At 66.9% G+C, this 14447-nt stretch carries 11 protein-coding genes; 6 read left to right on the top strand and 5 right to left on the bottom strand.

Features of this window, described 5'->3' with window-relative positions; genetic code table 11:
* Positions 1-11: 11 nt before the first annotated feature.
* Positions 12-1661 carry a potassium channel family protein gene (locus tag OJA40_RS14505; RefSeq protein WP_208426496.1) on the bottom strand — a complete coding sequence of 550 codons (1650 nt, stop codon included), beginning with the start codon at positions 1659-1661 and terminating at the stop codon, positions 12-14.
* 237 nt (positions 1662-1898) lie between these two features.
* On the opposite strand from OJA40_RS14505, the gene OJA40_RS14500 reads away from it, so the two are divergent.
* A complete protein-coding gene (locus tag OJA40_RS14500) occupies positions 1899-2750 on the top strand; it encodes a DUF3667 domain-containing protein (RefSeq protein WP_208426497.1) in 852 nt (283 codons plus the stop codon).
* A gap of 36 nt (positions 2751-2786) precedes the next feature.
* On the opposite strand, the gene OJA40_RS14495 is transcribed toward OJA40_RS14500, so the two are convergent.
* Positions 2787-4067, bottom strand: coding sequence for a glutamate-5-semialdehyde dehydrogenase (locus tag OJA40_RS14495; RefSeq protein ID WP_263810950.1), 1281 nt, complete (start codon positions 4065-4067; stop codon positions 2787-2789).
* Between the two features lie 138 nt (positions 4068-4205).
* Positions 4206-5339, bottom strand: a complete 1134-nt coding sequence (gene proB / locus OJA40_RS14490) for a glutamate 5-kinase (protein WP_263810948.1) — start codon at positions 5337-5339, stop codon at positions 4206-4208.
* A 240-nt stretch (positions 5340-5579) separates the two neighbouring features.
* On the opposite strand from proB, the gene OJA40_RS14485 reads away from it, so the two are divergent.
* The 5 genes from OJA40_RS14485 (at position 5580) to OJA40_RS14465 (ending at position 11070) form a co-directional block, all read left to right on the top strand.
* Positions 5580-6551, top strand: coding sequence for an ATP-binding cassette domain-containing protein (locus tag OJA40_RS14485; protein ID WP_263810945.1), 972 nt, complete (start codon positions 5580-5582; stop codon positions 6549-6551).
* 101 nt (positions 6552-6652) lie between these two features.
* A complete protein-coding gene (locus OJA40_RS14480) occupies positions 6653-7378 on the top strand; it encodes an ABC transporter permease (protein ID WP_208426500.1) in 726 nt (241 codons plus the stop codon).
* A gap of 51 nt (positions 7379-7429) precedes the next feature.
* A complete protein-coding gene (locus OJA40_RS14475) occupies positions 7430-9019 on the top strand; it encodes a GldG family protein (protein WP_208426501.1) in 1590 nt (529 codons plus the stop codon).
* A 67-nt stretch (positions 9020-9086) separates the two neighbouring features.
* Complete coding sequence (locus OJA40_RS14470; RefSeq protein WP_208426502.1) at positions 9087-10100, top strand: DUF4340 domain-containing protein; 1014 nt, start codon at positions 9087-9089, stop codon at positions 10098-10100.
* 133 nt (positions 10101-10233) lie between these two features.
* On the top strand, positions 10234-11070 hold the full coding sequence (locus tag OJA40_RS14465; RefSeq protein WP_208426503.1) for a UDP-2,3-diacylglucosamine diphosphatase: 837 nt from the start codon (positions 10234-10236) through the stop codon (positions 11068-11070).
* Positions 11071-11107: 37 nt separating this feature from the next.
* Here OJA40_RS14465 and OJA40_RS14460 read toward each other — a convergent pair whose 3' ends face one another.
* Entirely contained in the window at positions 11108-12031 is a 924-nt protein-coding gene (locus tag OJA40_RS14460) for a hydroxymethylglutaryl-CoA lyase (protein WP_208426504.1), read from the bottom strand.
* Between the two features lie 171 nt (positions 12032-12202).
* Positions 12203-14413, bottom strand: coding sequence for a M16 family metallopeptidase (locus tag OJA40_RS14455; protein ID WP_208426505.1), 2211 nt, complete (start codon positions 14411-14413; stop codon positions 12203-12205).
* Positions 14414-14447: the final 34 nt, after the last annotated feature.

Genomic DNA, 14447 nt, shown 5'->3' with positions numbered 1-14447 from the left:
ACGGGCCGGCACTACGCCGACTGCCTGTCCTCAAGCCGCGCCCGAAATTGCCGGATCCCGTCCTCGGTTCCGGCGACGAGCACCTCGTCGTCCGCCTCGAAGGCAACGAGGGCGTCGTCGGGATCGGTGAGAAAGTCGCCCTCCCGGTACACCGCAAGCACTGTGTAGTTGGTCTGTGCGTCCGGCTCGACCTCCCTCAACGGTTCTCCGGCCAATGGGGAGGCCGAGAGGCGGACCACGTTGATGTGTCGATCGCGGGACCGGTGGTCCTCGTCTTCAAATGCCGTGGCGGCCAGCATCCGCCCACAGACCGTCGGCAGGGCCTGCACGAAGTCCGCGCCGGCCCGGTAGAGGTTCTGAACGGCCGTCTCGTCATGGGCCCGGACGAGGATTTGCAGCTCCGGGTTCAGGTCGCGCGCGATGAGCGTCGCGAACGTGGCGACGCTGTCGTCGTCCACGGCGATGATGAGGGCCGACGCGTCCTCGATTCCGCAGGCCCGGAGCGCATCGGGGTCGCGAACGTCCCCCGCCACGTCCACCTCCGCCCCGTCTTCGAGGTCGAGCACCGTCACGTCGGCACGTGCCGCCCGAAGGGAGTCCCGCGCGGCCTGCCCCGAGTCCCCGTGTCCGGCGAGGATGATGGACTGTGGCGTGAAGGCCCGCACGTACGGGGCCATCTCACTGCGAAGGGCATCCAGTTGGTCGGGCGTGCCGGCGAGAAACAGGCGCGTGCCCGCCTCGAGGGGCGTGTCGGCGTCCACGGACGTCTCGAAGGTGCCATCGAGCCAGGCCCCAATGACGCGCACCCCGAACCGCTCCGAAAGCCGAAGGGCGCGGAGTGACTGATTGGGAGACGGGCCGTGCCGGGTCACGATGAGCTCCGCAAAGTCAACCTCAGTTCCCGCCGTCGCCTGCTCCTCCACGTTGGCCGCCGCGGCCACGGGCACCTGCGCGGCGAGGCTCCGCCCGAGCACCTGCCGGGGCGAAAGCGCCACGTCCGCCCCCGCCGCCCGGTGGTATCGGGTTGCCGAGGCGTCCTCGGCCAACGTGATGATGCGGCGGTCCGGACTGGCCTCACGGGCCGCAAGCACAATGCTGGCATTTTCGTCGTCGGCCACGTCAGCCACCAGGGCCTTTGCCGCCCCGACGGAGGCCCGCTCCAGAGCGGCAGTCGACGTCGGGTCCCCTTCCATGACCTCGTAGTCCCGCTCGTAGAGCGACGCGGCCTGCTCCGCGTCGGGCTCAATGAGCACGTACTCCTCTCCCCGCTCACTCATCTCGTCGATGAAGACCTCCACCCGGGGCGTGTAGCCGCACACAATGACGTGACCGGACCGGTCAGGGAGGCCCTTCGGGGCCGTGGGCCGGAGCGCCTCGCGGAGCCAGGGCACCACGAACACGTCCACGGCACTCAGAATGAATCCGATGCCCGCGAGTTGAATCACAACCACCAGCATGTTCATCTGGGGACTGCTCCACGGCGCGTCCTCGCCGTATCCGGTCGTCGTGAACGTCTGCACCACCACCTCCAGGGCCTGGTACCACGGCCGCGGCCGTCCCTCCCATACGCTCATGCCCAGGCTGTACGCGCCCGTCAGTCCCACGGTGGCGGCTGCGAGCACCAGTAGGTAGTACGCCGTGCGGCGGGTCAGGGACGTCATCGCGCCGAAGAGTCGTCGGGAAGATAAAGGTAGGGGATGAAGGCCTCGACCGACCCGGAAGAGGGCCCGTGGGGACTGGGAAACGGTCGGCCTTAACCTATGCCTCGGCGCCCCGAGGCACAACGTCTTCGTGCACCGGCCATCCGCCCCTGTTGCCATCTGAGCCAGACGGAACGACGCGCCGGGCGCACAAATGCAACCGGGAGGTTTTCTCTTGCATGATTTTCTCTCTGCTCGATGTCCGACGCCCCGGAGGCCCAGCCCGATGATGGCTCGTCGGGTCAAGGAGTCCCCTGTCAGAATTGCGGCGCCCCCCTCGTGGGCGAGTACTGCCACCAGTGCGGGCAACGGCACGTCCCCACGCTCCGGGTGCTCTACCTGGTGCGGCGCTTCCTCGAATCGGCCCTGGACCTGGAGGATTTGGAACGGGGCGTCGGGCAGACGCTCCGTCGCGCCGCGCGCAATCCGGGCCGCGTGGCCCGTCGGTACGTGGACGGGGAACGGAGGGAGTTCGTCAATCCCCTCGGCTACTTCCTGTTGACTGCCACGGCCACGTTTCTCGTCTTTTCGGTTTTTCAGGAGGCGTGGGTGCAGAACCAGGCCGAGGCGTACGAGGTGATGTGGCAATCGCTGGGCGCGAGTTCCGACGAGATCTTTCGACCCGGATCCCCGCTCCGGTCGCTCGGCTGGTCTTCTGCTCAGGATCTTGCGGCGGGCATCTTCCAGTTTTTCCAACAGGTACAGACGTACGTCGGGCTCTTTACCTGTGCCGCTGCGGGCCTGCTCCTTCGATGGGCATTTCCGAAACGGACCGTCGCCGAGATCCTCGTGTTTGAGCTCTACGTTACGGCCCAGGCCACCCTGTTCCTCGGAATGCTCGGCCCACTACTCTTCTGGGGAGCCCCCGCCTTCATCGGCGTTCTGCCTATTTTTTTGCAGGTCGGTCTCCACGTCCACGGCGCCGAGGCGTTCTTCGGAACCCGTTGGCGGGCTCGCCTCCTGCCCCCCTGTGCCTATCTGGCCAGCGTGGTCCTGTTCGTTATTGGCTCCGGCCTCGTCACTGTCGGCGTTGTGACCTACCTAGCCTGAGCAATCCTCCCCCACGCCTCCGGCCACAGACATGGACTACTTCTCTACCGGGTGGCGGGTCTCCCCGTCCCCGTACACCACAAACTTCTCGGTGGTCAGCGCCTCCAGGCCCATCGGGCCGTAGGCGTGCAGCTTGGTGGTCGAGATGCCGATCTCGGCGCCCAGCCCCAGCTCGCCCCCGTCCGAGAAGCGTGAGGAGGCGTTTACGAGCACGACCGACGCGTCGACCGAGCGGACGAAGCGGCGGGCCGTCGGCAGCCGGTCGGTCGCGATGACCTCCGTGTGGTTGGAGCCGTACTCGGCGATGTGGTCCAGCGCCTCGTCGGCGCTTTCGACCACCCGGGCCGCGAGGGTCAGGTCGAGGTACTCGGCGGCGTAGTCGTCCCCGGTGGCCGCCCCCACGCCCGGGAGCAGCTGTCGGGTCCGGTCGTCCCCACGGAGCTCCACGCCCGCGTCGTCGAGGAGCGCCCGGGCGCGGGGCAGAAAGTCGTCCGCCACGTCCGCGTGCACGAGCAGCGTTTCGAGCGCGTTGCAGACGCTGGGGCGCGAGACCTTGCCGTCGAGCAGGAGATCCTCGGCGACCTCCAGGTCCGCGTCTTCGTCGACGTAGAGGTGGCAGACGCCCTTGTAGTGCTTGATGACGGGAATCTGGCTCGTCTCGTCCACGAAGCGGATCAGGCCCTCCCCGCCGCGGGGAATGACGAGGTCGAGGTGCTGGTTGAGCGTCAGCATCTCCCGCACCGCCGCCCGGTCGGTGGTGGGGATGAGCGTGACGGCCGCGGGGGGGACGCCCTCCGCCTCCAGGGCCGTGTGCAGCGCCGCCGCGACGGCCTGGTTCGAGTGGAATGCGTTGGAGCCGCCCCGCAGCAGGACCGCGTTGCCCGCCTTGAAACAGAGCCCGGCGGCGTCGGCCGTGACGTTGGGACGGGCCTCGTAGATCATGCCGATCACCCCCAGCGGGATGCGCATCGTCCCCACCTCGATGCCACTGGGCCGTCGGGTGGTGCCCCCCATTTCGCCCACGGGATCGGCGAAGGACGCCACGTCACGCAGCGCGTCGGCCATCTTGGTGATCCGGTCGGGATTCAGGACAAGCCGGTCGATCAGGGCGTCGTCGAGCCCCTCCTCACGCGCAGCGCTCACGTCCTTGCCGTTGGCGGCCAGGATGGCCTCCTCGTCCGCCTCCAGCGCGTCGGCCATGCGGCGCAGCGTGCGGTTCTTCGTTTCGGTCGAAAGCGTGCTCAGCTCGCGGGCGGCGGCCTTGCAGGCCGCGGCGAGAGCGTCGACGGAGAGCGCTTCGGAGGTCGTGTCGGACATGGGCGCGACTGAATTTATTTGTTTGTTCATGCCGAAAAAGCAAGCTGCTATACACAGAGCGCCCGCCGGTGCTCCGACCGGTGTTGCCGTCGTTCGTACGGCGTGGACGGACAGGGGGGCCACAGTCCACAATCCGCCTCACGCCTCCACCACCAGATCGTCGCGGTGCACCACGTGGTCGGCGGGCGCCTCGTCGAGGACCTCGGCGATGGCGTGGCTCTGTCGCCCCTGGATGCGCTTCAGGTCGGCGGCCCCGTACTGCGTGATGCCCTTCGCCACGCGGGTCCAGGTCCCCTCTTTCTCGACCGCAATCTCCACGGCGTCGCCCCGGGCAAAGCGGCCCTTCACCGCCACAATGCCCGACGGCAGCAACGAAGCGCCCTCGTGTCGCAGGGCGTCGGCCGCCCCGGCGTCGACCGTCAGGCGGCCCGCTGAGGGAAGCGCGTGGAGCATCCAGTGCTTGCGCGCGGGAAGCGGCTGCTCGGCCTGCCGAAAGAGCGTGCCCGGCATCTCACCGCGCCCCAGCGCGTCGAGGTGGCCGCCTTTGGTTCCGTTGACCAGAACGGTATCGATCCCGCGGTCCGTCGCTTTTTCTGCCGCCTCCACCTTCGTCTGCATGCCGCCGGTGGCCACCTTGCGGTGGGAGGGCCCGACCATGTCGTAGATCTCGTCGGTGATGTCGTCCACCGCCGGCAGGCGCTCCGCGTCCGGGGTGTCGTGCGGATCGGCGGTGTAGAGGCCGTCTACGTCCGAGCAGATCACGAGCAAATCCGCCTCGGCCAGCACCGCCACGTAGGCGGCGAGGTTGTCGTTGTCGCCCACCCGCAACTCCTCGGTGGCGACGGTGTCGTTTTCATTCACGATCGGCAGCGTGTCGCGGTCGAGCAGCTCGGCGATCGTGTTCTTCGCGTTCACGAAGCGGGCCCGGCGCTGCAGGTCGTCGTAGGTGAGCAGGACCTGCGCACAGGGCACGTCGAAGAGGCGGCGCCAATGGGCCATCAGCAGCGGCTGGCCGAGCGCGGCGAGGGCCTGCCGCTCCGGGATGGAGAGGCCCGTGCCCGGCCCGCCCCGGCCCTGCTCGGCGAGCCCGGCGGCCACGGCGCCGGAGGAGACCAGAATCACCTCCTTGCCCTGCCGACGGCTCTGAATTACAAAGCGCGCAATGGGCAACAGGTGCGTCGTGCTGCAGCCCCGATCGTCGGGCGCAACGAGCGCGCTGCCCACCTTCACAACGGCACGGCTCCAGTCCGGGAGCGCAACGACGGGGGCCATACGCATCAGGCAGATCAGTCGACGGAAGCACGGTGGTGGTCGTTCTAACGTACGGACGCCTCCGGACAACGTGAAGCCCTGCGCACCGGGCCCGGACCCTCGTTCTTTGGACGACTTTCACAACAGCACCGAGCTGGCGGACAATATCGGCCTCCTGCTCCTCGTTGCATACCGATGGCGCTCCAGGCGCCCACATCATTCCGTATCCACCCTCCGTTTCAGCCAACGCTTCCTTTTCTGATGGGCATCACCGCGTCGAACCTGGGCAAGGTCTACGGCACCCAAAAGGCCGTCGACGACGTGAGTTTTGACATGAGCACCGGCGAGGTGCTCGGGGTTCTCGGCCCCAACGGGGCCGGCAAGACGACGACAATGCGGATCCTGACCTGCTACCTGGATCCGACGGCCGGCACCGCGACGCTCGACGGCTATGACATCCACGAGCACCCGGAAGAGGTGCGGCGCCGCATCGGGTACCTCCCCGAGGACACGCCCTTGTACACCGACATGCCGGTGATTGACTACCTGCGCCACGCCGCTGAGCTGCAGTCGGTCCCTCAGGCAAAGGTCACGTCCCGGATTCAGAAGATGATGGATGTGTGTGGGTTGGGCCGCGAACGCCACAAGCGAATTGGCGAGTTGTCCAAGGGCTTCCAACAGCGAATTGGCCTCGCCCAGGCCCTTCTCCACGACCCGCCGGTCCTCATTCTCGACGAACCGACGACCGGGCTCGACCCGAATCAAATCGTCGAGATCCGCGAATTGATCAAGGAGATCGGCATGGAGAAAACCGTCATGCTCAGTTCTCACATCCTGAAGGAGGTGGAGATGACCTGTGACCGCATTCTCATCATCGACCAGGGGCGCGTCGTGGCCGACGGACCCACCGAGAAGCTCCGGAAACAATTCATGGGCGGAACGCGCCTCCGGGTTTCCGTGGACGCCCCCGGCGACGCCGACGTCGGTCGCGCCTTTCGGGAGATGGAGGGCGTCGCCTCGGTTCAACGCACGAACGGCTCGTACGAGCTCGCCACCGCGGGCGACGCGGAGCCCGCCGCCGATGTCTTCCGCCTCTGTGCCGACCGCGGATGGACCCTCACGGAGCTGACGCCCATCGAGTCGAGCCTCGAAGACCTCTTCCGTGACCTCACGAAGACCCCGGACGCTCCAGCGGGGATCGCCTCAGCGGACGATGAGCGGTCTGAATCATGACTCGTAACTCGTGACTCGTGACTCGTGAGGAGGCTCAAAACCATCGCCGACGCCTCTCTTCATCGCACCGATCACGCACCACTCGTCACTCCCCCGCGACCATGCACGCCGTCTGGACGATCTGCAAGCGCGAGGTCAACGCGTTCTTCGACTCCCTCACCGCCTACATCCTGCTCGTCGTCTTCCTCGGCCTGAGTGGCACCTTCACGTGGCTCTTTGGCCAGGGGGATGTCTTCTTCGTGGGCGAGGCCTCGCTCGATACATTTTTTCAAGTCGCCTTCTGGACCCTCTTCTTCTTCATTCCCGCCGTCACCATGGGCATGATCGCCGAGGAGAAGCGAAGCGGGACCCTTGAGCTGCTGGCCACCAAGCCGGTCGACGACCTCGAAATTGTCACTGGCAAGTGGCTCGCGGCGTGGAGCCTCGTCGCCATCGCCCTCGCCTTTACGCTCCCGTACTACGTCACCGTGGCACAACTCGGCCCCATCGACCACGGCGCCACCATCAGCGGGTACCTGGGCCTCCTCCTCGTGAGCGCAGTCTACGTGAGCATCGGGCTCTTTGCGTCGAGCCTGACCGGCAACCAGATTGTGGCCTTCCTCCTGAGCCTCTTCATCGCCGTCTTTCTGCACCTCCTCTTTGGACAAATGGCCTCTATTCTCCCCGATGCGCCGGCCAATGTCGCGTCGTTTCTCGACCTGCAGGGGCACTTCCGAACGATGTCGCGGGGCGTGATCGACGCGGCATCGGTGCTCTACGTGGGAACGCTTGCAGTACTTGGCCTGCTCGCCGCCACGGTGTCACTAAAGAGCCGACGCTGGAGCTAACCTCCCAACTTCGCCTCGAGTCCGAAACGCGAATCGTTGATCCGTCAACCCATGTCGAACGCTTTCGCAGGCTTTCTTGCGAACCGGCGCGAAGCCCTCCTTCAGGTCCTGCTCATCGCGGGCAGTCTCGCCGCCCTCACCTACACCGCCAACCAGTTCGTCCTGCGGGCCGACCTTACGGCAAACAACCGCTACACGCTCGCCGGCGCAAGCCACGACATCGCCCAGACCCTGAACGACCCGGTGACGGTGACGGCCTACTTCTCGTCCAACCTGCCCGCCCGGTTTGGACGCACGAAGGAGGAGTTTCGGGCGCTCCTGCAGGAGTTCCGCGCGGCGGCCGGCGGCAACGTCGAATTCCAGTTCGTAAACCCGAACGAGGGGGACCAGACGGCGCGCGAGGCCCAGCAGGCCGGCATCCGTCCGGTCACGGTGAACGTGCGGCAGCAGAACAAGATGACGCAGAAGCGCGCGTACCTGGGGGCGGTCTTTCAGTACCGGGACCAGCGGGAGGTCGTCCCGTTCGTGGAGCCGAATTCGGCCCTGGAGTATACGATTGCCAGTACCATGAAGAAGCTGACCGTGGACGACAAGCCCGTCCTGGGCGTCTTGCAGGGCCAGGGCGAGCCCGGCCTGAACGCGATGACGCAGCTCCAAAACGGGCTCAAGGGCCGCTACGACATGCGGACCATTTCGGGCGTGGACACGGCGGGGGTGCCCCCGGAGGTGGACGTGCTTCTCGTTTCCCGCGCCGAGAGCGAACTCTCCACGCAAACGGCCCTCGCCCTGGACCAGTACGTGATGCGGGGCGGCCCCGCCATCTTCGCGCTCAACCGGGCACAGGCCAACATGCGCTTCGGGCAGGCCCGTCCTCAGACGACGGGACTTGAACCCTTGCTCGAAAGCTACGGGCTCCCCATCCGGACCCGTCTGGTGCGCGACCGGAACGCAAGCGCCGTTCGGGTCCGGCAGAAGCGCGGCGGGTTTGCGGTGATGAATCGGGTTCGGTATCCGTACATCCCGCAAATTGCCAACTTCGCCGACCACCCCATTAGCAACGGCCTCGATCAGGTCGTCTTCCGGTTCGTGTCTCCGCTCGACACCACTCAGGTTGACTCGACCGCACAACTCACCGTGCTCGCGCGCTCGTCGCAGCAGTCGGGCCTCGCCGCCCTTCCCATCAGCATTCGCCCACAGCAGGAGTGGACCGTGTCGGACTTCTCGGGCGCGTCCTATCCCGTGGCCGGCCTGCTGGAGGGCACCTTCTCTTCCGCCTTCGCCGGGAGTGACACGCTCTCGGTGGAACGCACGAAGAGCCCGGACACGAAGCTGGTCGTCATCGGGGACGGGGACTTCATCGTGAACGGAACCGGCCGGCGAAAACAACGGCTGCCGGAGGGAAACACGAATCTCGTGGCGAATAGCGTAGACTACCTGGCGGGCGACACGGGGCTGATTTCGCTGCGGACCCAGCGCGTCACCAGTCGTCCCCTCATGCAGCTGGAGCCGACCACGAAAACGGTTCTGAAGTACCTCAACGTCCTGCTCCCCATCCTTCTCGTCACCGGGTACGGACTGGTGCGCTATCGCCGCAATCGGGCACAGCGTCGGCGCTGGAAGGACGCCGGCCTCAGCACCTGAGGCTGCTTCGCCTGCTCCCCTAGGCCCAACGAGACTGCTACACCGAGACTCCCCCGATCCCCCCGGCATGACCAACGCGACCAAGACTTTGGCGCTCATTTTCGCCAGCACCCTTGCCCTTGCGCTCGCCACCTCCTGGAGCTGGAGCACCGCGTCGAGCGCAGCCTTCCAGGAGCAACTGCTCGCCGTAGACACGAGCGCGGTGCAGGCCGTGCGCATTGAGCGGCCCAGCCGGCCCTCGATCCGCCTGGCACAAACGGACAACGGCTGGCGCGTATCCCCCGGCGACACGTCGGCCACGTACCCGGCCGGCACCCGTGCGGTGGATCGACTTCTGGGGACGGTGCCCGCCCTTGAGGTGAGCGCCGTGGCGACTCGCCAGCCGGACAAACACCCGCGGTACGGTGTCGACTCGACCGGAACCACAGTCACGATGCTCGGAGACGGGGGCGAGGCCCTCGGAACGCTCATTGTCGGGCGCACTCGCGTCCGGCGCTCTCCGTCCGGCAGCGGAGGCCCGTCTCAGACCCGACTTCGGCAACGGCGGCGTCGGGGCACACCCGTCACGTACGTCCGCCCCCCCGACCGGCCGGATGTCTACTCCGTCGAGCAGTCGCTCCGCTCGGTGACGGCCCGGACCGTGGAGGGCTGGCGCGACAAGACCATCTGGGGCCTTGCCCGCTCGGACATCCGGCGGATCGACCTCCGGTACCCTGCTGATAGTTCCTTTACGATGCGGCGGGTGGCCGCAAGCGATACGGCGGCGGCCCCGGACGCGTGGGTGTCGGCGGGCGATACGCTGTCTCAGACCGAGGTCTCGTCGATGCTGCGTGTGCTTTCGTCGCCCCAAGCCGACGGCTTTGCGGAGTCCACCGCGCCCGACGAGTTCGGCAAGGCGCAGTATGAGGTGCGCCTCCACCTAACGGACGGTTCTCGGCGGTCGATTCGCCTCCGCCCCGCCCCCGACGCCCAGCAGTACCGCGCCGTGGCCGACGGCCTCCCGTACGTCGTCGAGCTCCAATCAGGCAGCTGGGACCGGTCGGTCCTGCGGGGCCGCTCGGCCCTCGTGGAGTCCCGTTGAGTCGGCCCCGCTTGGCCGTGTGGTTGAAACCATCCCATTCGGCCAGCAAAGTTCACCGGGCCGACGGTGCAACTCCAGACGAGGCTTCCTGTTTTCCCACGGCACGTTGCTCGTCATTTTTCGCTGCGCCCCCATGGCCGCCCCCACGCAGTACCGTGCGATCTGGATTTCCGACGTCCACCTGGGGACCCCGCAGGCCAAGGCCGCCTACCTGCTTGACTTTCTGCGCACCCACGACGCCGACCGGTACTACCTCCTCGGCGACATCATCGACGGGTGGGCGCTGAAGCGATCCTGGTACTGGCCCTCCTCACACAACGACCTGATCCGGGGCCTGCTCCAAAAGGCCGAGGGCACCAACGTCACCTACATCCCCGGCAACCACGACGAGGTGGCACGCGATTTTCCCGGCCTCCAACTCGGCGGCATTACCGTTCAGCGGAAGACCCAGCACACCACGGCGGACGGGCGTCGCTTTCTGGTGGTGCACGGCGACGAGTTTGAAGGGGTCGTCCGCCACGCCGAATGGATCGAGCTTCTGGGGAGCTGGGCATACACCGGCGTCCTCGCGGCCGACCGCTGGTACAACCGCCTGCGGCGCCTGCTGGACCTGCCCTACTGGTCCCTTGCCAACTACATAAAGGAGACCCGTCACATCCGGCAGGTCATTGCGGAATTCGAGGAAACCGCTGCGCGCGAGGCGGACGCCGAGGGCTTCGACGGGGTGATTTGCGGCCACATTCACCGCCCCCGAATGCGGGCCGTCAGCAACGCCCAGTACGTCAACACCGGCGACTGGATTGAGAACTGTACGGCGCTGGTGGAGCACCGGGACGGACGGCTCGAGCTCCGCCAGTGGATTCCCGACGGGGTCGGCCCGCGGCGCGCGATTGCGTCGGAGGCGTCGCCGCCGCAGAACGGCACTCCCTCGTTGGTGTCCGCCCCCGAGGCCGGCCCGCAGGACAAGTAGCTGTGCTTAGGAACCGGGCGTCCACGGGCTCCCCGTTCTATTCGACGGCGGTCTCGGCGCCCTCCGCTCGCTGCAGGAGCCGATGCAGCTTCCCCGGAAACTTCTTGGCCAGAAACGACTCGACACGGGCCGACGCGCGTCCCACCGCGTCTCGGTCGACCCCCGTCTCAATGCCGAGTCCGTCGAGCAGGTACGCGGTGTCTTCCGTGGCGATGTTGCCGGTGGCCCCGTCGATGAACGGACATCCCCCCATGCCCGCCAGCGACGTGTCGAAGCGCTCCACGCCGCACTGCAGCGCCGCGTAGACGTTGGCGAGGCCGAGACCACGGGTGTCGTGGAGGTGCAGAACGAGGGGCGTATCGCCGATGGCGTCCTGCACGGCCCGGACGCGCTCTTTGATCATTCGGGGGTGCGCGAGGCCCGTGGAGTCGGCGAGGGACAGCGACTCGACGCCCAGGTCGGCGAAGTGACGGCTCATGTCCACGACCTGATCGAGCGGCGTGTCGCCCGGGGCCTGGTACCCGAACACGGTCTGGAACCCCATCTGCACGGTCAGCCCGTGCTCGTGGGCGTACCGCACCATGTCCTCCGCCTGCGCAACGGCCTCGTCGACCGACCGGTTGGCGTTGTCCTGGCTGTGCCGGTCGTGCGTCGCAATCGAGAGGTCCACCTGCGACAGCCCCGCCGCGTGGGCGCGCTCCAGCCCTCGCTGGTTGAGCGCAAGCCCGGCGTACGTCACGTCTGCCCGGTCGGGCAGGCGGCTGCACACCGCCTCCGCGTCTTTCATCTGGGGGACCCACTTCGGATGCACGAACGAGGTGACCTGGATGCGCGGCAGGCCGGCGTCGGCCAGTGCCGTGATGACGTCGACCTTCCGGTCGGTGGGGATGAACTGCTCCTCAAACTGGAAGCCGTCGCGGGGCCCAACGTCGCAGAGCGCAACGGACTGCGGAAGAGACATGAGTGTAACCAAGCGCTGTGGGTGAGAATGAGCGGTGGTCCAATGCTCCAGCGTGCCTGAACGTTCGGCCGGACGCGCCCCCTCCAAAGTCCCCCTAGAACCACGAAACGCCCGGGCCTCCGTGCAGAGAGCCCCGGGCGCTCGTGGCGTGTCGTCGGTTCTCCTGGAGCACTACTGCGACGCCCCGCCGCCCGATGAGGAGCCAAGCGTGAAGAGCCCGTCCTCCAGGTCCGCATTGATGTCGAGGCTCTGAATGGTGGCCGTGACGGTGTTTTCGCCGTCGCCTGTCGACTGGACCGTCTCGGTCGTGAACGGCAACCGGACGCCACTCACCGTCCGAAAGTCAGTGAACGTCTGGGTCACCTGCACCTGCTGGCCCGTCTGTGGGTTGGTTTGCTCGAGCGTGAGGCGCTCCGGCCGCATCGTCTCGGCGTGGAGGTAGAGGGTGTACTCGGGCCCGGCGGGGGGGGTCACGCGAGCCTGCTGGTAGCTCGTGCCCTCCACGGTTGTGTCTGCCTGGGCCGTCACCGTCAGGCCGTCGTGGTCCAGGTTGGCCATCAGGTAGGGGAGGCTGCGCCAGAGCTGTCCCATAATCTGGCCGCGGGCCGACGGCGGCGCGGTGCGGGTCCCCTGCGGGGTTTTCATCTTCATGGTCTCGCCGTCGTTGACCACGGTGATGTTGCCCATGGCGGTGCTGACCTCCGTCCGCAGTTGATCGGGAAGCCGCACGACGAGCGTGCTCTCAGTGTTCTGCTGCTTGGTGACGACGCGCATGTTCTGGATCTGGTCGAAGGCCGACCCGCCGAGGGCCTCCTTGGCGCTCGCCATCAGCTGCTGCCCCGCCATCGCGGCCTCCTCCTCGGCGGCCGTCATGGCGGCCTCGTCCGCACCGGGCGCCTCGCGGGGGATCGAGATGTCGAGGGTATCGACCGTCCCGTCCTGACTGAGCGTAGACAGGGCCTCGCTAAACTGATCGCCGTTCCCGACGATCAGGATGTGCGACTCGTCAGGATGGAGGTACGTCTGCGCCGCCGACAGCACGTCGTCCGGCGTCACCTCCTCGATGGCATTCCGGGTCTGTTGCAGGAAGTCGGCGGGATAGTCGTAGTACTCGTAGGTGGCACGGCGCCCCAAGATTTCCCGCTCCGAGTCGAAGTTGAAGACGAACGAGTTCAGGTAGCTGTCTTTGGCGAGCCCGAGTTCCTCCTGGGTGGGCGGTTCCTCCCGCATCCGCTCGACCTCCGTCATCACCGCGTTCGTGGCCTCCACAGTGCTGGCGCTCTGAGAGGCAATTCCAGCGTAGAAGCGCCCCGGGCGGTCGTAGCCCGCCGTGTAGGCGCCGCCGACGGAGTACGCCAGGCCCTTTTCCCGACGCACCTGCTGAAACAGGCGGCCGGAGAAGCCCCCGCTGAGCACCTCGTTCATCATCTGCACCGAGGCGTAGTCGTCGCTCCGACGCGTGATCTCGCCAGGATGTCCCATGCGGATCTTGCTCTGGTTGACGTCGCCCTTCGGGACGAAATTGACGGAATGCGCGCGCTCGGCGTCCGGCTCCGGCGGGGTCGGCGGCTCGAAGTCGGCCGCGGCCTCCCAGTCCCCAAACTGCTCGCGGAGCGCCTGCTCCATCTGGTCGGTGTCGAAGTCGCCCCACACGCTCAGGATGACGTTGTTCGGGTGGAAATACTGGTCGTGGAAGTCCACGAGGTCCTGCCGCTTGATCCGGTCGACCGTATACAGCTCCGGGGTGCGGGCGTACGGACTGTCCCCCCCGTACAGGACCTTGTCAAACTCGCGCCCCACGATGGCGCTGGCCTGGTCGTTCCGGCGCGAGATGCCCGACTTGACCTGGCTCTTGGCCTGCTGCACTCGATTTCCCGCGAAGGCGGGACGGCGAAGCACCTCGGCGAAGATCGGAAGGACCGTGTCGACGTGGTCGGCAAGGGTCGACATGTAGGCCGACCCCGAGGTCTCGCCGATGCTGGTCTCGACGGTGGCCGCGATGTTTTCGAGCACCGTGTTCAGGCTGTCCGGCGCCATCGATGCGGTCCCGCCGGTGCGCATGACCGTCCCCGTGATGGAGGCGAGGCCCCGCTTCTCGGCGGGCTCGTAGACGGAGCCCACACCGATCTGGGCCGTGGCGTTGACCTGGGGCAGCTCCGGATCCTCCAGCAGAAAGATGGTCATGCCGTTGTCGAGCTCAACGCGCTCCGGCTCCGGAACGTCAAAGTCGCGAAGCTCCGGATACGTGAGCTCTGTCACGTCGTAGTCGGCCGTCTGGATGTCCGTCTCCTGGGCCGAGGCCGGATGCAGGGCCCCCAGCCCCACGAGGAGAAGGCCCAGGGCCATCACGGACAGCAGACGAGTAGGCGAAAAGCGATCCATCGTACGAAGGAATTCTGGTCAGCAGGAGATACCG

Source organism: Salinibacter pepae (assembly GCF_947077775.1).
GTDB lineage: Bacteria > Bacteroidota > Rhodothermia > Rhodothermales > Salinibacteraceae > Salinibacter > Salinibacter pepae.
Note: the sequence above shows the minus strand (reverse complement) of the source record. Positions and strands in the feature narration are given on the sequence as shown.

What these genes read in the sequence shown, in the direction of transcription:
- OJA40_RS14495 (WP_263810950.1), bottom strand. Translation starts at nt 4,067, where the DNA reads ATGTCCGACACGACCTCCGAAGCGCTCTCCGTCGACGCTCTCGCCGCG.
- proB (WP_263810948.1), bottom strand. Translation starts at nt 5,339, where the DNA reads ATGGCCCCCGTCGTTGCGCTCCCGGACTGGAGCCGTGCCGTTGTGAAG.
- OJA40_RS14480 (WP_208426500.1), top strand. Translation starts at nt 6,653, where the DNA reads ATGCACGCCGTCTGGACGATCTGCAAGCGCGAGGTCAACGCGTTCTTC.
- OJA40_RS14475 (WP_208426501.1), top strand. Translation starts at nt 7,430, where the DNA reads ATGTCGAACGCTTTCGCAGGCTTTCTTGCGAACCGGCGCGAAGCCCTC.
- OJA40_RS14505 (WP_208426496.1), bottom strand. Translation starts at nt 1,661, where the DNA reads ATGACGTCCCTGACCCGCCGCACGGCGTACTACCTACTGGTGCTCGCA.
- OJA40_RS14500 (WP_208426497.1), top strand. Translation starts at nt 1,899, where the DNA reads ATGTCCGACGCCCCGGAGGCCCAGCCCGATGATGGCTCGTCGGGTCAA.
- OJA40_RS14485 (WP_263810945.1), top strand. Translation starts at nt 5,580, where the DNA reads ATGGGCATCACCGCGTCGAACCTGGGCAAGGTCTACGGCACCCAAAAG.
- OJA40_RS14455 (WP_208426505.1), bottom strand. Translation starts at nt 14,413, where the DNA reads ATGGATCGCTTTTCGCCTACTCGTCTGCTGTCCGTGATGGCCCTGGGC.
- OJA40_RS14470 (WP_208426502.1), top strand. Translation starts at nt 9,087, where the DNA reads ATGACCAACGCGACCAAGACTTTGGCGCTCATTTTCGCCAGCACCCTT.
- OJA40_RS14460 (WP_208426504.1), bottom strand. Translation starts at nt 12,031, where the DNA reads ATGTCTCTTCCGCAGTCCGTTGCGCTCTGCGACGTTGGGCCCCGCGAC.
- OJA40_RS14465 (WP_208426503.1), top strand. Translation starts at nt 10,234, where the DNA reads ATGGCCGCCCCCACGCAGTACCGTGCGATCTGGATTTCCGACGTCCAC.